Here is a 21077-nt window from a genome sequence, read left to right on the forward strand (position 1 = left end):
GCGAATTATTTCCTTAGTTTTGTTATGAACTAATCTTAATCCGTATGATCAAATATGCAAGTTTGGGCGTTCTAGCCCTCATGCTGACGGCATGCCAGCAAGAAAAAGTAGTAGAATCAAACACTAAAATTACTGTGAAACCATACCCGAATTCCAGCAAAGGAACACAACAAGACATTTATTTTGGGGTTACAGTCGATGATCCTTATCGTTGGCTGGAAGATGACTTATCCCAAGAAACTAAAAATTGGGTGAAGGCTGAAAACGAAGTAACCGAAGATTATTTAAGCCAAATCCCTTTTCGTGAGAATATCAGAAAACGTTTAGAGAAGCTATGGAATTATGAAAAATATTCTGCTCCATCTAAAGAAGGTGACTGGACTTATTTTTCTAAAAATGATGGACTACAAAATCAGTCCGTAATTTACCGTAAGAAAGGGGAGGATGGTAAGGAGGAAGTATTCCTTGACCCCAATAAATTCTCGAAGGATGGTACCACCTCTTTATCGGGTCTCTCTTTCAGCAAGGATGGCTCCTTAGCGGCTTACCAAATCTCTGAAGGTGGATCTGACTGGACCAAAGTGATTATTATTAAAGCGGAGGATAAATCCATTATCGGTGACACCTTAACCAATGTGAAATTCTCAGGAATGGCATGGCATGGCAATGAAGGGATTTATTATTCCTCATATGATAAGCCAAAGGCTGGTTCAGCACTTTCAGCCATGACAGATCAACACAAATTGTTTTTCCATAAACTAAATACGCCACAAAATACAGATGCTTTAGTTTTTGGTGGTCCTAGTACCCCAAGACGCTATATAGGTGCAGGATTAACAGAAGATGAAAGATTCTTGGTGGTGACAGCAGCTAATACTACTTCAGGAAATGAATTATACATAAAAGACCTAAAAGCCCCTAATTCAGCCTTTGTGCCTATTGTCAACAACATGGAGAAAAATCACTATGTAATAGACAATGAAGGTGATAATCTAATTATTTTCACAGAATTAAATGCACCTAATGGCCGTTTAGTACAAACCAATATTTCAAACCCGACGGCTGAGCATTGGAAAGATTTAATTCCTGAAACCGAAAATGTATTGAGTCCATCAACTGGTGGAGGTAAAATATTCGCTACCTATTTGAAAGACGCGACTTCACTAGTGAAACAATTTGATCGAAACGGTAAGTTAGAGCATGAAGTGGAATTACCTGGAATAGGTACTGCAGCTGGTTTTGGAGCTAAGAAAGATGATAAAACCCTGTATTATACCTTTACTAATTATGTCAACCCTGGAACCATTTATCAATATGATATTGCTTCTGGAAAGTCAGAAGTCTATAAAGCTTCAGCTATTCAATTCGATCCTTCGAATTACGAATCCAAACAAGTATTCTATAACTCTAAGGATGGCACCAAAGTGCCGATGATTATTACCTACAAAAAGGGAATAAAATTAGATGGCACTAACCCAACTTTATTGTATGGTTATGGTGGTTTCAATATTAGTCTAACACCATCATTTAGTACTAGTAATGTGATTTTATTGGAGCAAGGCGGTGTTTATGCGGTTGCCAACTTACGAGGAGGTGGAGAATATGGTGAAACTTGGCATTTAGCAGGAACTAAAATGAAGAAACAGAATGTTTTTGATGATTTCATTGCAGCGGCTGAATACCTGATCAAGGAGAAATATACTTCTTCTGAAAAATTAGCCATTGCTGGAGGATCTAATGGCGGTCTGCTTGTTGCAGCTTCTATGACCCAACGCCCGGAATTGTTTAAAGTAGCTTTCCCAGCTGTTGGTGTGTTGGATATGCTTCGCTACCATAAGTTTACAGCAGGTGCAGGATGGGCATTTGATTACGGAACTGCAGATGATAGTGCGGAAATGTTTAACTACCTCTATAAATATTCACCTTATCATGCCTTGAAACAAGGAGTAGAGTATCCCGCAACTATGGTTAGCACAGCTGATCATGATGATCGCGTAGTTCCTGCGCATTCCTTTAAGTTTGCTGCTCGTCTGCAGGAATACCATAAAGGACCAAATCCGGTATTAATACGTATTGATACCAAAGCAGGACATGGCGCTGGAAAGTCTACTGCAATGGTTATTGCAGAACAAACCGATAAATGGGCATTTATGTTCCAAAATATGAATGTAGGCTATAAGGATATTCAGAAATAAGCGTGTCCTAAGTTTAACAAAATAAAAAAGGCAATCCACTTCTGGATTGCCTTTTTCATTATTTCAGCATGCTGATTATTCAGTTTCCCAAGTTGGCAAGCCTTTTTTCATCAATGCTAATGTTTTCTCGTAATCAGCTTTAGATTGTGCATCAGCTAAGGTAATAGCCTTTTCTTGAGCAGCAATCGCTTCTTTCGTTTTACCAGCTTTATGAAGCACGTTTGCATAAGTGTCTAATAAAGCAGCAGTTTCTTCTTTTTTCAAACCAGCCTCTGCCCATTTGATAGCAGCATCTAAACATGCAGGGTCAGTACAGTTCTCAAAAATAGTCCAAGCAAAGCTATTGTATTGGCTTGCTTGAGTCTTATCACCTAATACAGCAATGTATGCATTGACAGCATCACGGTATTTAGGCCAATTCTTTTTGGAAGCATAATAATTTGGTTTATAGCTTGCTAAGATGTTTTTCATATCAACATCAGCATATGTTTTTTCTACATCTGCAATTACCTGATCTAAAATATCTTCCTTAGATCCACGAACTTTAGAAACGATTTCTGAATTAATGATAGCAATACCTAAGATTTGGTCAGCATAACCTGGTTTGGTTAACTCATCAACTTTAGCTTTGTTTTTTCTGATAACATCAAATGCTTTTGATTTAGTCGAACTAGCTGCACGACCTAACATAGACACGCTTTCTTTGGTCAATAACTCATCCATACTCGAATTATCAATGACAACTCCTAAGGCTTTATCAGCTGTTGCTTTATCATAAGCTTTAGAGGCAGCTGCTGCCACTACTTTAGCCGTAGCTACATCTGTTGGGTTTGCCTCAAATTTCTTCAACAATGTCACGTATTGAGTCTCTGGGTTCAATCCTTCACCTGCTAGTGCAATAAATTGATCAGCTTCTCCACCACCAACGATGCGGTGTACTAACTCACCGTTAGGATCGAATATTAAAAAGGTAGGATAGGCAGTAATGGCATAATCTTTAGCAAAACGTTTTGCTTCTGCACGCCATGATTTTACATCTGCATTATCTCCTTCAGTCTCATCCATCTGAATCTTTAAGTTCACAAAGTTCTTGTTGAAAAATGTACCTACCTTTTCCTGAGGGAAAATAGTGGAGGACATGTATTTACAAGGACCACACCAAGTGGTAAATGCATCAACAAAAATGTGTTTGTTCTCTGCTTTCGCTTTCGCTTTTACCTTCTCCCAAGTCGTGCCATGCTCGAATTGTATACCCTTTTCTTGACTTATCGCCAAGAAGGGAATGGTAAATAATAGTAATAATAACTTTTTCATAATCTATTTTAATCTATAATCCTTTGTTTATAATGAAGCTAATGTAATTAAAGAAAACTAAAAAGTCCCCGTTTTTACGAGGACTTTTTGTAATATTTTTAATTTAGACGCCTAAATTTTTTGACATTTCCTTAGTTAATGCCTTTTTATGCAATAAAAGTGAGATAGTTTTATAACGAACAAACTCTTTAGTAGCATACATATAACCTTTGTAGTCATTTGTAGATCCCCAAGAGTTTTTCACGATATAATACTCTTTTCCGTTCTGATCTTTCACTAATCCAGTGATGTGCATACCATGATCATCTGTTGTCGTATAATTATCAAATGCTTCTTGACGTTGCTCTTCCGTGATTTTAGCCTCTGGTTTAGGACCATTGAACATATTGTTCAACTCTTGTTGGTTCATTTGTTCTACTGGTTTCTCTGGTACATAAGCAATACCGTTTTTCCAGCTAAATGATTTCTCCGATACGTCAGTAGCCCATGCAACAGTGTATCCTTTTTCTAATGCTTGATCGATGATATCAGTAAGATCATTGATTTTTACATTGTAGAAACTTTCAAATGACCAGTTGTCAGGAATTAATAAAACAAATGGTTTGTATAATTCATGCTCTTTAAAAGAAGAGATACCTACATAATCATCAGGATTAATACCAATTACCTGATCAGCAAATGTTCTAGGCGTATAGGTTTTTCCATTGTATTGGAAAGATTCAGGAACTTTTCCTAAATAAGAATCCATCGCTGCTGTAAAAGCATCCAACCAATGAGCTCCTGGTTTTTTGCTGCTAGCAACAGTTTTAGTAATCCCCTGAAGAACTGTACCCATCTCACCGAAGTTATTACGAGTCTGTCCATTTGTAAGTCCTGTATAGGCCTCATAAGGAACCGCACCGTATTTTTTGAAGATGGTCAATACATCATGCAATTGTCCGCCGTCTCCTTGTGCTTGATCGCCATGTAGACGAACGAAGTTCTTCGCTTTTTCAATATATGTATTACGTGCAGTATAGATTTGTGAAATATCAACTGGTTTTTTACCCATACGAATCATTTCTGACTCTAAGAATGAGTTACCAGAATAAGACCAACAGGTACCTGATGATCCTTGATCTTTAATGGAAGTGTTACCAAGATTGATAACTTCCGTAAAACGGAAACCTTCTTTACTGTTGTCCGAAGCATTTCCTTTTAATGCGTTTATTAGGTTGTCTTGCGCAAATGTTGATGTTGTAGCAAATAATGCTGCTGCAAATAGAATAGATTTACTCCAATTCATATGGTCTTTTGTTAAAATAAAATGTTTACGAATTTATAAAATTTATAATAGGGCTATTGGGCTATATTGTAAAAATATTAGCACATATAAAGATGGCCCCCAAATATGAGGGCCATGGTATTTCTGATTAAGATTTCTCGAAGTCTTGTTTCTTAGGGAACATCAAGGAGGCAACAACACTTATTACCAATATACTTAGAATTACAATCAGTGAGTGTGTTGTAGTGAAACCCCAATCTTTCAAGTAGCTGTGAAGTAACATTTTTAATCCGATAAAGATTAATAGGAATGCTAAACCAACTTTCAAATAGTGGAATTTGTGGATAATGTTTACCAATAAGAAGAACATGGAACGTAATCCAAGAATTGCAAAGATATTCGAGAAGAATACGATGTACGGATCTTTCGTTACGGAGAAAATCGCTGGAATAGAATCCACAGCAAAGACTAAGTCAGTAAACTCGATTACCAACAACACCAAAAATAATGGGGTCATATACTTTTCGCCATTCTCGATATGAAAGAAACGACCTTGATCCAATTTATGGGTTACTTTAAAATGCTTAGATGCAAATTTAACAACCGGATGATTTTCTGGGTCAACCTCTTCCTCTTTATTCCGGTTTCGGTACATGTTGAATCCAGTGATGACCAAGAATCCCCCAAATACATATAGAATCCATCCGAATTTTGTAATTAGGGCAGCACCTACGAAAATAAAAATACAACGCATGATAATAGCACCTAAAATACCCCAAACCAAAACTTTGTGGTAGTATTTCTCTGGAATACCAAAAGAGCTGAATAACAATACCATGACGAAGATATTATCCACTGAAAGGGCATATTCCACCACATAACCTGTTAAATATTCTAGGGTCAGGTTTTTATTATAGATATGTAAACTTGCTGCGAGGTCATTTTCATTGATGGTGATATTATGAAAATGTTTGGCTATGACCTCCTTAAGCCTGGCTATGTCGTGAACATTGTGGAGTTCATTTCCCCAAAAATACAATAACAAACCAAAGAGGAGGGCAAATGTAACCCAAATGGCACTCATAATGGCAGCCACTTTAAGGGATACAGGTTTGTCGCTTTTTGAAAATAGTCCTAAGTCAATTGCTAGCATCAGAATTATAAAGACTATAAATCCGATCATAAAGAGTGCTTCGTGGCTCATGTTATTTTATTTCTTTCTTTCTGTTGTAAAACGTACTAATTGTTCCAATCCGGTTTTATAATCACCGCCATTCGGTATCTGTGCTAAGATATCGAATGCTTCTTGTTGGTATTGCATCATACGCTCCGTGGCGTATTCCATCCCTCCATTTACTTTTACGAAATTGATTACCTCCGTAACTTTTTCAGGATCCTCATTATGGTTTTTCACCAAATTGATAATCTTACGTTTCTGTCCTTTATCAACAACAGATAACGCGTATATCAAAGGAAGTGTCATCTTCTTTTCTTTGATATCATTTCCAACTGGTTTACCAACATCATCTAATCCAAAGTCAAAAAGGTCATCTTTTATTTGGAAGGCGATACCGACCTTCTCCCCAAATAAACGTAATTTTTCTACTGTCTCTGCATCTGCACCAGCTGAAGATGCTCCACAGGCACAACATGAAGCTATTAAAGAGGCTGTCTTTTGACGGATGACCTCAAAGTAAATAGATTCCTCAATGTCCAAATGTCTTGCTTTCTCAATCTGCAACAATTCCCCCTCTGACATTTGCTGAACTGCTTCTGAAACGATGCGTAGTAAATCAAATTCTTTATGTTTTACCGAAAGTAGGAGACCCTGCGAAAGCAGGAAATCCCCAACTAAAACAGCTACTTTGTTTTTCCATAATGCATTGATGGAAAAAAAGCCTCGGCGTTCATTGGCATTATCTACGACATCATCATGTACCAAAGAAGCAGTATGTAGCAATTCCACTAATGAAGCACCATGGTAAGTTGCTTCTGTAATGCCGCCACATAAACCTGCTGAAAAGAAAACAAACATCGGTCGCATCTGTTTTCCTTTTTGTTTAATGATGTATCGTGTTATCTTATCCAATAAAGGTACAGAGCTCTGCATCGAAGCCTTAAAGGTTTTTTCGAATTTCTTGAGATGTTCTTTTATCGGAAGTTGTATTTCGTCTAATGTTAACATGAAAATGGTTTAAGACCATTAATAATCGATGAAATTGACCATAAAAATACTAAAATTATGGTTTAGAAGCTAAGGTAATTTCAAGCTCCTTATACCATTCTTCGCCATATTCTCGAATTAATGGATCTTTTAAGAATTGATATACGGGGATTTTCAATTCTTGGCCAAAGGTACAGGCATCTTTACAGATGTACCAACGGTCATAATGCAATACATCAAACTCCGGATAATGTGTTGCACGAATAGGGTAGAGGTGACAGGATATCGGTTTTTTCCAATTGACATCACCCATCTCATATGCTTTTTCAATGGCACACTTCGTGATGCCATTCTCCCAAGTCACATAAGCACACTCTTTATTTCCATCTACACAGGTCGTCGTTAAGTCTCCATCGGAGTCTACAACATACTTTCCTTGCTTTTCGATAGCCTCAATGCCCTTCTCTGTCAAGTAAGGCTTAACCTGTGGGTAGATATCTTCTAATATTTTCGTCTCTTTAGCCGTAAGTGGAGCACCTGAATCCCCTTCGATACAGCAAACACCCTTACACTTGCTCAGGTTACAAACAAAATCATGATTCACGATGTCCTCGTGAACCAATACATTTCCTACTTCTATCATTTTTTATTTTGAATAACTAACCCGTTCTCCTAACGGGAATTTTAATCCGTCTGCACTGACCAAGTCCATGGTCACTGAGCCAATGATGATATCAACCTGTGCTTTTACAGGAATGCGGTTCCCATCGTTGGTGACCCAAAGATACAAACGACTGCTCTTTTTAAAGATTCTTCCCGGAGATATTTCAGGACTCAATTTGATACATTCCAATGTGCCTAATACAGATTTTATCTTTTCTACACCGATGTATTCCACGCCTAACTGAGCAATTTCATCATTTAGAAAATACGTAATCTTAAACTTATCGCCTTTCTTAAGCGTTGAAAAGTCAAGATTCCTGGAGAAGTAATAGGCCGATACCAAGTCAAAAGTCTGTGCTGTCGGACTTGTGAACTTTCCTTTCTTTCCATTTACCTTTCTAGACTTGTGATCAAACGTAGCGTATTCTACTCGACGGTAATTGTTCTCCCGGATATTTTCCGTGTATAATATCGGCAGGAAATTCCTGCGGTCTATGTAAGAATCATATTGATTTTTAACCGTATAGAGCTTAGAGAAGGCCCCTGAAGTCTGTCCGAAAACGGAAAGATGCATAGCATCTTTTACCCCGAAATCATATTTTGATTCATGTACAGCTAAGGTGCCTGTGGCAGCCGATAAAATACCGTAACGCAACTTATACTTCAAAACCTCACCCGCTTTAAAGGTAGGCTCCGGAAGATAAGGTAATGTTTGTGCTATGCTCATGGAGCTCAACACAAATAGCAATACTAGAACTGAAATTAATTTTTTCATATAAATATGACCGTGGTTAGCATAAATAGTTTAAGCTTTCCGCTTAAACACTGGAACTGTAGAGCATGGTTCTCCGTACATAATACTTTTGGCAACTTTACTTAATGATGCTGTAAAACTGACAAAAGCAGACTCAGGGATATAGATATCCCCACATCCTTTCACCACAATACGCTCATTCTGATATTGACTATAATCCAATTGCTGTAATTGTTGCTCAAATAATACTTGACGAACATAAGCTTCATCACCGAAATGAACCGATAGGGCATGCTCCACCAGTTTGTTGGTTAAAAGCATATATGCCCAGGTAGGTACTATAGCATCAGCGGTACAAACAATGCCAACGTGTTTACCGGCATAGCTGGACCAATCATGTTCTTTTATAAATGTTCTGAAATCTTTCTCTTTTAATATCAACCCATGGAATAAGTTGTCCTTTATATCATAAACGACGATTGGCTCCGTAGGGGCATATTTTGCCAAGTCGATCGTAATCAACCCACTCTCTGCTACCTTATTAACGATGTTCTCTTGAATATCCATTTCCCTAAAATAAAAAAAGCTGGGCAACAAAACGTTACCCAGCTGTAAATTTAACTATTCTTTATTAATAGAATTTAATACGATTGTCAACAATCTTCGCATTATCCTGTAATGCTTGGAAAATTACGTTTTGAGAGCGTTGTGCTTTCTGTTGTGTAATTTGTCTTTGTTGTGCAGCTAATTCCTCACCAGCTAATGCTTTAGGATTTACAAATCCTACTACTTGAACAGCATATACACCTTGAGAACCTTCGATTGCTTTAGATGGTTTATTTGGTTGTAAACCAAATACAGTACCTACAACTGCATTCTCGATTGCAATACCAGGGATAACCGGATTAGCCAATACTACATTCTCTACAGATTGTGCATTCTTACCTAATTTCTGAGCTACTTGATCGATAGATGATGCACCGTTTAAGGCATTGTTCATTTTCTCTTTCAACATACGTGCTTTAACCATGTTTCTAACAACTGGCTCAATAACACTTTTTACAGACTCTAATGGCTGATGGCCTTTAGGTTGAATATTTGTAACACGAGCTACGATGAAGTTATCTTGTGTATCGAAGATTTTCTCACCTACGTCGCCTTGTTTTGCTTCAAATGCCCAACGAATTAAATCACGTGGTACTTCAATTGCGCCGAATGTGTTATCCATAGCAGCAGTACGGTCGTTCTTCATGATCGTTAAGTTTTGTTTCTTCGCTTGCTCTTCGAAATTCTTACCAGTTAAGCCTGAGAAGAATGTATTAGCTTTTGAATATGCGAAATCTGTTGTTTCTTTTCCTGCAACGATGCTTTTGTCAACGATTGCTAATTTGGCAATTTTAGAGCTACCAATTTGCTTGTTCACTTTTACTATGTGTACACCATTGTTGGTAGGAACTACTTTTACATCACCAGTTACACCGTCGAATAATACTTCGTCCAATTCAGGAATTGCTCCACGAGTTAATGTTGGCAATTCACCTCCATTATTTTTTGTCTGTGGATCAGCACTGAATTCAACTGCTAAAGTAGAAAAATTACCACCTGCTAATACCAAGTTTTTGATGGAGTCAGCTTTTGCTTTTGCTTTGTCAAGCCCTCCTTCAGCAGCAGGATCAATCACAATTAAGCTAGCATTTACAGAATCCGGTGAGTTTTTAACACTGATTACTTTAGCAATCTCATAAACATTTTGCGTTAAGAACGGTCCAACAACTGTTCCTGGAGCAGCATTGAATACTACTGAATCTAAAGCCGCGCTTAATTGATTCTTTCCGTAATATCTTACTGGGTATTTATTCTCTGAATTGATGTTTACAAATGAAGAATCATTTGTTGAAGCAGCTAATTCATTCTTTAATTTCTGGATTTCAGCTGTCGCTAATGCCGTATCTGCGTTGTTTGGACGAGCATCGAAAATTACGTAATCAATACTACGTGTCTCTTCGTTGTTCTTGAAAGCATTTTTATTCTTATCGTAATACTCTTTATAATCTGCATCGGTCAATTTAACCTGAGCATCTGTTACAGATGCATAGTCTAACATCACATATTTGAAGTTAGCTAGTTTATTACGAGAGTTATAATCGTATTCCGCCTCTAAAGCAGTGGTATAAACACTGTTGTTAACCAATGTGCTGTATTTCTGGAATAAACGATCAGTTTTGATGTTTTTCAATAAACCTTCCCATTGCGTTCTTGCATTAGGATCTTGTTTAGTTTGTTGAATAAATGCATTTAATGCATTGTTGTCAATTTGACCTGTTTGTGGATTGGTAAAATACTGTGCAATTAATGCAGAAGGATTTTTTCCACTCACTAAACTGTTCAATTCATCTTTACCTACTTCAATTCCGATTTTCTCAATCTCTTGAGAAATCAATTGCTGAGTCAAATATTGATTCCAAACTTGTTGAACCGCATATCCTTGCATCTGCGGGTTGTTTGCACCACCCATTTGTTGCTGATACATGTTCACTGTTTGTTCTACTTGTCCATTAAACTCTTGATAGTCGATACCTTCTCCGTTCACATTTGCAACCTCATTCTGACTGCTGCGCCAAAATGGAGTCCCCATGTTAATCATATCGCCTAATAAAAACGCAACAATTGCCAAAGCTATAACGGTAACAACTAGTCCCGCATGGTTTCGCAAATAGCCCATTAATCCCATAACTGTATACTATATATTTTAATGCTTAATTTGAGTTACTTAATTGTGTTTCTTTAAAACAAGGCGCAAGATACAACTTTTATGAAAAAAAGTGTAAAATTTTATTTTTAGGCCGTTTCCCAAATATTATTAGTCAATTACTTCACTTTCTGTTAGTTTCCGAAACCAGGGAAACCTGAAGAGTTTGATTTAGGGTATATTATTCCTGTGGCATTTGTGAAATCCACTATTTTGAAATCGACATCCGAAATAAACGAAGTCCCTTGCATTTGTCCTCTACCATCTGTGAAATCAGCGCTAATTGGTTGGCTACCATAATATTGCTTTTTCTGCTCATCATGAATCAACTCCTCCGTTTTGATCACCGATCCATCTGCCATCGTGATCACCACATTCTTTCGGAATTCAGTGAGCTTTTGTTTTTGTTTTAGAATCGCATATTCGGAAGTGATGCGTTGCGATTCCTTAGCATTATCGTCATAAAAGATTACCAAGACCCCTTTTTTAAATTCCATGTTACCGGTACTATCGTGATATTGGCGCATTTCTGGAGCTTTAAGCTCTGCTTTTACCCTCGCCGAATCACTATAAATAACCGTTACATCCTTCGATATATCCACTGCCTCCTCAGCCTCAATATTCGTCAAACGATCAATGTCCTTCTGATCGTTTTCACAGGCAATTGACAAGATTGCCCCTAGCAATATAATTGTTAGGGGCAAAATGGATGATATCTTTAATTTCGGAATTAACATATTAATCGTAAGATCTTCTCTTAAACCAAGCATCATTTAGGGTAAAGCCTAAGTTGATGTTGATATATCGCTCGCGAACTAAATTATAGTTCATGGTACCTTGCTGACCAAATTCGGCAGAAATGTTCACATTTGAAAATGTACGACCAAAATTGTTCTCAGGTAATGGTAAACCTAAACCTACCGTAACTGCCATATCTGTTAATCGATGGTTATCGACTGAGATGTGCGATTTGTTATAGCGGAAACCAAGACGGTAATCCACCACATTCAAATATTTCATGGATGTAGGATCTGGCTTAAATTGCCCACCTACTGCAATACCCATGTTTTTACCTAACTTAGGTTGTCCTTGCTCCGTTTGGAAAATTGACCAATCAGCATATTTAAAATCGGCACCCACACTCCAGTTAACACCTTTGCTCAAGGTAAAACCAACGGAATGCTTTAGCGGAAGATTGATATTTCTATTGGATAACATATCCATTGCCGATGTGTCAATCGCTACTTGTCCATTATCTCCTAATGAAGGATCTGTTTGTGTCAAGGTAGTTAATGAACTCGTTTTGCTATTTACAGTGTTATTTAAGGAACCATTATAGCCAATAGTCAAGTTCATTTTATTTCCTAGCGCTTTGAAATACTGCGCACCATAATCAAAGGTTGCCCCACGAATCTGTCTTGTACGGGTTTGAACCGTATTGTACATGCCTGCTTCAAATGGAAATTCAATCATGGACTTATCATACAAGTTTCCGAAAAGAAAACCAGCGTTAGCACCGATACTGAACCCTGGTAAAATGGAAACACCATAACCTACATAGGCTTTATTTACGCCTCCTTCACCAACTAAACTTGATTTATAAGGAATATTATCGATTTGACGAGTGCTCGCTGTGTTGTAACCCACATCCGAATACGGCATTAAACCAAAGGAAACACCACCTAATTTCGGTCCGTTTGTTTTATTTAAGGTAAATCCGAATGCGAAATGGCTGAATGCAAAGTCTGCTGTATGTCCTTGGCTGCCTGATTTTGCCAATTGGGTCACATTACCATATAAGCCCGCATCTAAAATAGCCAAACTGAAAGCTGAGTAACTCGCCGGGTTGGATATGTTTAAAATCGGTAAACCACTTTGATAACGGACACCGCTCGTGATACCACCCATAGAACGGGTTTGAGGCAATTGATCCTCACGCATTTGGCCTAAGCCAAATTGTGAATAAGGAGAATGGGAAGTCGATGATTGGGCACGTGTTTCCGTGTAACCCAAGAGCATAGCACCTATACCCAAAAGTGTAAATAACTGTCTGTTTCTAAAAATTCGTCTCAATGGTATCAACTTTTTATAATAAACCATCGTATTTGATCGATCAAGGGAATCCTTATTCCATAATCTAAAACGATGAGGTTAATTCTTATTTTTGGCATTTTAAGCCTAAATTTTCGCTACAAAACTATCTAATTTTTAATAATCACGGGATATTTAGTTGTTAAAAAAGGTTAAACAACTAAATATCAGTTTTTTAGAAAAACTGGAAGTAGATAATCGTGGCTATTATTACGGCATATAAGGTCTCATAAAACCACCGTACCTTCGCATAGGTGAAAAAATAAGCCAAATAAATCGAAATCGCCGGAATAGTCAATAAAAAATGGTTTACAGATTTATCTGGATTCAAATAAAAGGAGATAAAGATTAAAATCAACATCACAAAGAGTAATTGAAAGCTCTTTCTGACTTGTACTACACTCTTAAAGAAATTGTCCTTAAGGATAAAAAGAAAACCAACTAAAGCAACTACAACAGGTATCAACACGAAGAAATCGTGCATGTCCATATTCAAACGTGTTGGAAATGGGTAGCTGAATGGAATAAAAATCTGGTAAAACTCATCCATCCGCTCCAACCAGAAATAGGCTACCGCTAAAAGAAAATAAACCACGATAACCCCCAATAATGGTGTAACCCACTCTCGCCAAGCAAATGGTCGAAATATGACCAAGCTAGCCCATATAAGCAGCAACATCACGATAAATGGAAAGTAAATCAAACTTCCCAAGGCTATTAACAAGCCTAGATCAAACATGATTCCTTTCACATCACTGTGTTTATAGATGTTGAATAGTTTGTGCAACATCCAAATGGTGATGAAATTACAGATTAAGGTAGGGGATAAGACCAGGAAGGGAATAAACACACTAACCAAGGTCATGAACATCAATGCGGTAAGGAAATTTGGCTTTCCCAATAAGTTGAAGTGATTTACTACACGGTTCAGGTAGAATGCCTGAAGAATGGTCAATGCCAAGGTAATGAATACGTTGGATTGGGGCGAAATATTCTCCCCAATTTGAAATCCTAAAAGGTTCGCTAAGCCCGGCTCAAAAAGGACCGGTGTTAATCGTTCAGGTAAGTGCGTATAGGCACCAAGGCATAATACTGTGCCAACAAGGGTCACCAGGAAGATGTTTAATCCCGATAATGTCCGGTGTTGGTTAATCAGCATATCTTATTCTTAGTTGTCTTTTTCTAATTTCTTCACTCGGCGGTCAAGTGTGAATAGGTAAACAGCAACCGCGATGAAAATAACTAACATAACCAAAACAACCACATAGATTTTTCCTTCAGCACGAAGACCATCTGCCATAGGTACATGGTCAGTTGTTGTAGTCTGTGCAACAGCGCTGCTAAAACTTACTAGCATGGCCATTAGGGATAATAGGAAATTTCTCATATTTTCTTAAATACTATTTCTTTTGTCTTCAATTAAACGAATGCGATAGCGTAAGGTTGCTATCCAAGTCCCGATAAGGATCCATCCAATTACTGCCGTGTAAAACACTGGGCGCATGTTATTATCCATATCCAAGGAGCCAAAGGTTGAATTACCTCCACTTCCAGGATGTAATGAATCGTTCATTTTTGGAAGGATATAGATCAATACAATCATAATCGGAAATGCGAAGATGTTGTATATCGCAGAGATTTTTGCTCTCTTTTGCTCTTCTTCCAAGGCATTTCTCAATACCAAATAGGCCAAATACATTAAGGTAGTTATTGCAGCACCATTCAATTGTGGATCGTTTGTCCAAGGTGTACCCCAAGTAATATTCGCCCATAACATACCAGTCAATAGACCACAGATACAAAACAATACTCCTGTATTTACGGCTTCAACTGCCATGAAATCATATTCCCGCTTACTTGTATTCAAATATTTGATGCTGTAAACCAATGAAATTAAATATAAAATCATCATAGTAAACCACATTGGGACGTGGAAATAAACATTTCTGATGGTTTCATTTAATATATACAGTACCGGTACTGGACCTAATAAACCGGCTATCACCGTACTCGCAACCATGACTACGGCCAAGATTTTCCACCAATTTTTTCTCATAAGTACTAAAAAATCAATCTCGCCAAAGGTAAGGAAATAACAGCAAAGAAACGGCAATAGTAACGACATTAATTGCCAATAAAACAGCAATATCTCCCCAGTTTTCAGCGATTAAGCCACCCATTGCTGCTGATTTCGATAATTTAATCAACACGATTAACAAAGGAATAATAACAGGAAAACTCAAGATCGCCATGATGGTACTGTTATTACCGGCCTTTGCACTAATGCCGGCAACCATGGTAAAAACAGTGGCAAAAGAAATGCTGCCCAATAATATGCTCAGCAAATAAACAGGTAAGTTACCAATAGGCGTTCTGAAAATAAGGTTGTAAACTACAAAGGCAATTCCAGTCATCAATATCATGATAAAGGAATTGTAAATAATCTTGGCAAGAATAATTGCCAATGGACTCACCAAGTTATAATAATACATCTGCCTGTTCCCCGTTTCCTGAAGGAAAGAACGGCTCATGGCATTGATAGCTGCAAAAAGTAATATTATCCAAAACAAAGTGTTCCAAACAGAAGTATCCACCGATTTGAATGATTGATAACATACAAATACGGTGGATACCACATAAAGTAGGATGCTGTTGATGGCATATTTTGAACGCCATTCCAAAAGAACATCCTTATATATTAATGTTTTTACTTGAGTAATCAGATTCATCGCCACAAAGATACGAATCAATCTGCTCTACCAAGTGGAATGAGCTAGAAATTAAGCGTTTTTAATCTCAGATTTTGCTTTGTCAGCTACATCGCTCGCTTTGTCAGCCATTCCATGAGCTGCGTCTGATGCACGTCCTGCCCACTCGTTAGCTTTAGATGCTGCTTTATCCAATGCATCACGGCCTGCATTCTTTGCACGATCTTTAAGGTTCTCTAAATCCTCTTTCGCTGTTTTAGCAAATTTGGAAGCACGTTTCGCTTCTTTCTTTGATAAATCTTTAATTGACTTCGTTAAACTTTTGATACCGTCATTTGCACGGTCTAATTGTTTTTTACCGTCTTCGGTTCCTAATAAATAGTATGCCGCTGTACCTACTGCTAATCCTAATAGGGCGAATGCCACTAGTCCATTTCTATTCTTTTCCATGATTATATTGTTTTATCCTATTTTTTGTTAATGATATTATAATTCAAACAAGCAATAAGCCAAAATGTTTGTGGGTATTAGAAATTAACAAAAATTAACTTTCAATCACCTGTAAAGATTGTAATTGGTATAAATGCTGATAAAGCCCACTACCCTTAGTCATCAACTCTTGGTGGGTTCCCTTATCTGAAATTAAACCATTTTCCACCACGATGATACAATCGGCATCGCGAATAGTCGATAGTCGATGAGCAATGATCACGGAGGTTCTGTTTTTCATCAATTCCTCTAAAGCTAGCTGCACCATACGCTCGGACTCAGAGTCCAAAGAGGAAGTTGCTTCGTCCAATATTAAAATCGCAGGATCCTTTAATAAAGCGCGTGCTATGGCAATGCGTTGTCGCTGACCGCCGGAAAGTTTCACCCCGCGCTCTCCAACAACCGTATCATAACCATCTGGAAAATCCATAATGAACTGATGGGCATTGGCACGCTTCGCCGCCATAATAATGTCTTCCGCGTCAGCAGTCAGGTTTCCATAACTGATGTTTTCTCGAATCGTACCGCCAAACAAGAGTACATCCTGAGGTACTACGGCAACTTGATTACGTATATCGGTCAAGGCTAATTCTGATGATGGTATGTCATCGTAATAAATCGTACCGCCACTTGGTTGATAGAACTGTAGGATTAGGGATGCAATAGTTGACTTCCCAGTACCGCTAGGTCCTACAATCGCTAATTTCTTGCCTGCTTTAACTTCGAACGAGATGTCTTTTAATATTTCGATATCAGGTCTGGTTGGATAGGAGAATTGAACATGGTCAAAACGAATATCACCACGCAATTCCTGTTTAATGACTTTATCGCTCTCTGCTACCTGTATATTTTCTTGAGGTTCATCCAAGATTTCCAAGATGCGTTCGCTAGCGCCTAAGGAGCGCTGTATGCTGGCATATAACTCCGGGAAACTTCCCATAGAACCAGCAACGAACATGGAGTATAAAATATAACTGGTCAAATCACCAACAGAAATTTCCTTGGTAGATACCAATGTCGCGCCATACCAAATAACCAAAACTACAGCTCCGAAAATGGCAAAAATGATGAAAGAAGCAAATATACCACGGTAGGTAGCCCCTTTAACCGCCAAATTAACGGCCTTCTCTAATTTTGAAGCATAACGTTTAGACTCGAAAAACTCATTTACAAATGCTTTTACATTGCTAATGCCCAATAAAGTCTCTTGAACAATGGCATTGGAATCAGCAAGTTCATCCTGCGATTCGCGAGATAATTTGCGGATAAATCTCCCGAATATTAAAGCGATCACAATAATCACCGGTAAAATACTCAGGTTCATCAGGGCAAGCTTTGGCGATACCAAAACCAATAAAACCACACTAAAAGATAAACTAATTGTTTGACGGATTATTTCCGCCAAAGTAGTTGTCATGGTATCTTGAATCTGCGATAGATCGGCAGATAATCTACTGTTTAGTTCACCAACTCTGCGGTTGGCAAAAAAATCTATGGGAAGGGTAATTAGCTTCAGGTAGCTTTCTTTACGGATTTTCGCCAATGCCTTCTCTGCAATCTCCACAAAAAGACGGATACGGAAGAAGGAAATGACGGCTAATATCCCGAGAATAGCAATACTTAGTCCACCTATATAGGAAACATCAGCTGGCAACCATTGATAAGATTGCTGCCCTTGGGCTGCATTAATCATCGCTCCAAGCAATGCTGGAACGGTCAGCATGGTTAAACTTGATAAAATCAAAAAAATCATCCCTATCACAAACTTCCACTTGAAAGGTTTGATATAAGAGAAAATCTTTAAGGCTTTTTTAAAGGTATCCTTGTTTAATTTCGTTTTCGGTAAATCCTCCGAATGCGAATCTCCACTGTTCAATCTCGGTCTGGCCATGTATCTTTACTAATGAATTGGGCAAAAGTAAACATATATCTATGTCTTCTTATCACTATACAGTCAATTTTTTAGGCTTATTCTTTAAATAAAGATAGACAATTACACCTACCAGAATCAAAATCAGGACGATTGCAAAAAAGAGTTTATTGTCACTTCCTTGATCTACATCATGCAATTGACTGATTTCTCCTCGCAGTTTGTCGTTTTCATTTTGAAGTTTATTGATGGTTTTCATGTAGGCAGAGACCTGTTGGTCGTATTCAGTGGCTAGTTTTTGATAGCGCTCGGATTGTGCGTCTTTCAAGTCAAGCAATTTACGTGTCTCTAAGAAGATATTATTATCGTTAATGACCAATTCCCGAAGGATGTCATTTGATTTCTGCATATCTTTTTTCGTCTTAAATAAACCGAAAACACCGGTCTTCTTTTCCAAAGAGGTAGCATATTCGCCAAACCGCTTGCTTCTGGAGTCCAATAGCTGATTGACTCTTGCTCTTTGTGCTTCGAAAGTCAGGGAATCAGCAGCTTTTGCTGTACTATCTTGAATGTTCGCATGAGCTTGCATACTGCTCATGTAAAAGCTTATTAAACCTAAAAATAAAAATTGAAAATTAAGCTTCCTCCATAGAGGTATTCGGGTTTTAAACATGTTGTTTTAGGATATTTAGTTTTTTTATCATCAAAAATGCGTCCAAGAATACAAAATATGTTTCACATGGAATACTTTAGTAATGCCTGCATGAGCTACCTTCTATCTCTTACAGCATCATCCTGGAGTTAAATTTTCCTACGGTTTACTCCTACTTTTTAATTGATTCATATAGCTAAATAGGTCATTTTTCTTAAATAGTTGTTGTTTATCGTTACATTGTTTTCTATTTCGTTGTTTAGGCAATCGTTTGATTAATAAAAATGAGTAAAAGACAAATGTGTTTCGTTAAAATTTTAAATAAAGAATAGTAATATCGCATCAAATAATCAATTAACTATTTAATCCTATTACGATGATGCACACAAACCTTTGGAGGGTATTTCTATGCGTATTTCTATTTGCATTTTATTCTTGTTCAAAATCTACTGTTGATCCAGGAGTAAAACCAGGTCCAGATCCAGATCCAAAACCAACGGAAATTACCAATCCATGGAACAAAAATCCATACAAATTGAATGTGTTCTATTTTGTACCTAATGATGTAGATACTTTTGCAAATTTCAAAAATCGTTTAAGTCAAATCTTATTGCGCGGTCAAAAGGAATTTGCCGATGATATGGAAAAAGATGGTTATGGTCGAAAATCCTTCGGTCTTAACTTGATCAATGACAAAACGGTAAATGTGATTTATCTCAAAGGTAAATTTGGTAAAGAAAAGTATATGTACGAGGGTGGTGGGCCAAATATTAAAGCCGAAGTTGATGCTTATTTCACGCAAAACCCCAATGATAAGAAAAGTGTACATAATTTAATCATCGTTCCTGCCTATGATCTTACAGACCCTTATAGACCTTCAGGACCTCCATATTATGGAAGTGGTACTTATTGTTATGCCTTAGACTTCCAATACCTGGACGTAAATTACTTGGGTACATCCGGTGCTCGTGGTAACTCAGCAACAGTATTTATTGGCGGATTATTACATGAACTTGGACATGGTCTGAATGCCAGCCACGATAAAATGATAAAATCCATGGTTACATCGCGAGGTACTTCATTAATGAGTGATGGAAACTATACCTATGGAAAGTCATTAACGACGCTTTCGAGGTCTTCAACAGCAACTTTCAATAGTTCCCAAACTTTCAGTACGGAAACACGTAGCGATTGGTATACAACAGTTAATAACGAGATCACTGAACTCTCGGTAAAATACGAAAATGGAAGTATTGTCATTGATGGAAAATTCCAAAGCAGTAAGAAAGTAAACGATATCATTGTATGGAATGATCCTGCACCATACGGAGCAGCAAACACAGATTACGATGCTGTAAGTTGGTCTGGAAAAGTCGTAGGTACAGACGGATTCCACTTTGTTTGCCCTTTAACCGATTTCTATAAATTGGAAGGCGATTACCAATTGCGTATCGGATTTGTTCATGAAAATGGTACACGAACCAATTTTGGATATAACTATTCTTTTGTCAATTCTATCCCACAGATTTCTGGAGTAACTGTACATAAGTTGGAACCTACTAATGGCTGGTCAATCTTAGGAAAAGATAGCGAAGAATGGGATGGCATGGCTTCTTATATCTTGGATAACAACAGAAATACATTTTGGCACAGCACCTGGAGAACAGGGCAACCGACTCATCCACATTGGGTAGCTGTAGACATGGGGGAAGTGCGTAGTTTCAAAGGATTGGCATTTAGACAGCGTGATAACCTTAATGGAGCATTGAAGGATGTCAAAGTTTACCAAAGTACAAATGGTACACAATGGACGCTGTTAAAAACTTTTCAACTGCCAAATGTGAATGGATCGTGGATCAATATTGATTTGGGATCTACAATCAGCACGCGGTATTTAAAAATTGAATCCCAAAACTCATGGGGAGATTTTAATTACGCAAACTTGGCGGATTTCGGAATTTATAAATAATCAAAAACTACTTATAGAAAAGGCTGACCAAATTAATGTGTCAGCCTTTTGAATTTTATTTCTAATTTAAATTTAGCGGACGAAGCATGCATCGCCCCTACAGACGTTCGTGATTTTATTACTGTTTACCACAAAAACCGTAGGGTCGAAGCATGCTTCGACCGTCTTTTGCAAAAATCTATTTCAACTTATTTT

19 protein-coding genes are annotated in these 21077 nt (G+C 37.7%); 2 read left to right on the top strand and 17 right to left on the bottom strand.

The window, feature by feature from the left end:
* Positions 1-44: 44 nt before the first annotated feature.
* Positions 45-2195, top strand: a complete 2151-nt coding sequence (locus ACP6L2_RS08460) for a prolyl oligopeptidase family serine peptidase (RefSeq protein ID WP_440508807.1) — start codon at positions 45-47, stop codon at positions 2193-2195.
* Between the two features lie 75 nt (positions 2196-2270).
* On the opposite strand, the gene ACP6L2_RS08465 is transcribed toward ACP6L2_RS08460, so the two are convergent.
* From ACP6L2_RS08465 to ACP6L2_RS08545, 17 genes are all read right to left on the bottom strand, one after another.
* Complete coding sequence (locus ACP6L2_RS08465; protein ID WP_440508808.1) at positions 2271-3509, bottom strand: thioredoxin family protein; 1239 nt, start codon at positions 3507-3509, stop codon at positions 2271-2273.
* Positions 3510-3612: 103 nt separating this feature from the next.
* Positions 3613-4794, bottom strand: a complete 1182-nt coding sequence (locus ACP6L2_RS08470) for an aminopeptidase C (RefSeq protein ID WP_440508809.1) — start codon at positions 4792-4794, stop codon at positions 3613-3615.
* 127 nt (positions 4795-4921) lie between these two features.
* Positions 4922-5977, bottom strand: coding sequence for a TerC family protein (locus tag ACP6L2_RS08475; protein WP_344673265.1), 1056 nt, complete (start codon positions 5975-5977; stop codon positions 4922-4924).
* A 6-nt stretch (positions 5978-5983) separates the two neighbouring features.
* The gene (locus ACP6L2_RS08480) at positions 5984-6958 is read right to left on the bottom strand and encodes a polyprenyl synthetase family protein (RefSeq protein WP_344673264.1); all 975 of its coding nucleotides are present in this window, start codon (positions 6956-6958) and stop codon (positions 5984-5986) included.
* 55 nt (positions 6959-7013) lie between these two features.
* Positions 7014-7580 (bottom strand): DUF3109 family protein, encoded by a 567-nt coding sequence (locus tag ACP6L2_RS08485; protein ID WP_440508810.1) that lies wholly within the window; start codon positions 7578-7580, stop codon positions 7014-7016.
* A 3-nt stretch (positions 7581-7583) separates the two neighbouring features.
* The gene (locus ACP6L2_RS08490; protein ID WP_440508811.1) at positions 7584-8375 is read right to left on the bottom strand and encodes a DUF3108 domain-containing protein; all 792 of its coding nucleotides are present in this window, start codon (positions 8373-8375) and stop codon (positions 7584-7586) included.
* A 30-nt stretch (positions 8376-8405) separates the two neighbouring features.
* Positions 8406-8921: a DUF2480 family protein gene (locus ACP6L2_RS08495; protein ID WP_344673261.1), complete on the bottom strand. Its 516-nt coding sequence runs from the start codon at positions 8919-8921 to the stop codon at positions 8406-8408.
* Between the two features lie 64 nt (positions 8922-8985).
* On the bottom strand, positions 8986-11076 hold the full coding sequence (locus ACP6L2_RS08500; RefSeq protein ID WP_440508812.1) for a SurA N-terminal domain-containing protein: 2091 nt from the start codon (positions 11074-11076) through the stop codon (positions 8986-8988).
* Positions 11077-11237: 161 nt separating this feature from the next.
* Positions 11238-11840, bottom strand: coding sequence for an LPS export ABC transporter periplasmic protein LptC (lptC, locus tag ACP6L2_RS08505; protein ID WP_440508813.1), 603 nt, complete (start codon positions 11838-11840; stop codon positions 11238-11240).
* 1 nt (position 11841) lies between these two features.
* Positions 11842-13176 carry a hypothetical protein gene (locus tag ACP6L2_RS08510; protein ID WP_440508814.1) on the bottom strand — a complete coding sequence of 445 codons (1335 nt, stop codon included), beginning with the start codon at positions 13174-13176 and terminating at the stop codon, positions 11842-11844.
* Between the two features lie 193 nt (positions 13177-13369).
* Positions 13370-14353 (bottom strand): DUF6427 family protein, encoded by a 984-nt coding sequence (locus ACP6L2_RS08515; RefSeq protein ID WP_440508815.1) that lies wholly within the window; start codon positions 14351-14353, stop codon positions 13370-13372.
* A 9-nt stretch (positions 14354-14362) separates the two neighbouring features.
* Positions 14363-14581 carry a CcmD family protein gene (locus tag ACP6L2_RS08520; RefSeq protein WP_440508816.1) on the bottom strand — a complete coding sequence of 73 codons (219 nt, stop codon included), beginning with the start codon at positions 14579-14581 and terminating at the stop codon, positions 14363-14365.
* Positions 14582-14587: 6 nt separating this feature from the next.
* Positions 14588-15319: a cytochrome c biogenesis protein CcsA gene (gene ccsA / locus ACP6L2_RS08525; RefSeq protein ID WP_440508817.1), complete on the bottom strand. Its 732-nt coding sequence runs from the start codon at positions 15317-15319 to the stop codon at positions 14588-14590.
* The gene (locus tag ACP6L2_RS08530) at positions 15264-15923 is read right to left on the bottom strand and encodes a heme exporter protein CcmB (RefSeq protein ID WP_440509581.1); all 660 of its coding nucleotides are present in this window, start codon (positions 15921-15923) and stop codon (positions 15264-15266) included. The genes ccsA and ACP6L2_RS08530 overlap by 56 nt, the downstream gene beginning before the upstream one ends.
* A gap of 51 nt (positions 15924-15974) precedes the next feature.
* A complete protein-coding gene (locus ACP6L2_RS08535) occupies positions 15975-16352 on the bottom strand; it encodes a YtxH domain-containing protein (protein WP_440508818.1) in 378 nt (125 codons plus the stop codon).
* Between the two features lie 94 nt (positions 16353-16446).
* Entirely contained in the window at positions 16447-18282 is a 1836-nt protein-coding gene (locus tag ACP6L2_RS08540; protein ID WP_440508819.1) for an ABC transporter ATP-binding protein, read from the bottom strand.
* 55 nt (positions 18283-18337) lie between these two features.
* On the bottom strand, positions 18338-18859 hold the full coding sequence (locus tag ACP6L2_RS08545; protein WP_440508820.1) for a hypothetical protein: 522 nt from the start codon (positions 18857-18859) through the stop codon (positions 18338-18340).
* Positions 18860-19289: 430 nt separating this feature from the next.
* On the opposite strand from ACP6L2_RS08545, the gene ACP6L2_RS08550 reads away from it, so the two are divergent.
* Positions 19290-20882: a discoidin domain-containing protein gene (locus ACP6L2_RS08550; protein WP_440508821.1), complete on the top strand. Its 1593-nt coding sequence runs from the start codon at positions 19290-19292 to the stop codon at positions 20880-20882.
* The last annotated feature ends 195 nt before the right edge of the window (positions 20883-21077 follow it).

Source organism: Sphingobacterium lactis, assembly GCF_051951495.1.
GTDB lineage: Bacteria > Bacteroidota > Bacteroidia > Sphingobacteriales > Sphingobacteriaceae > Sphingobacterium > Sphingobacterium lactis_A.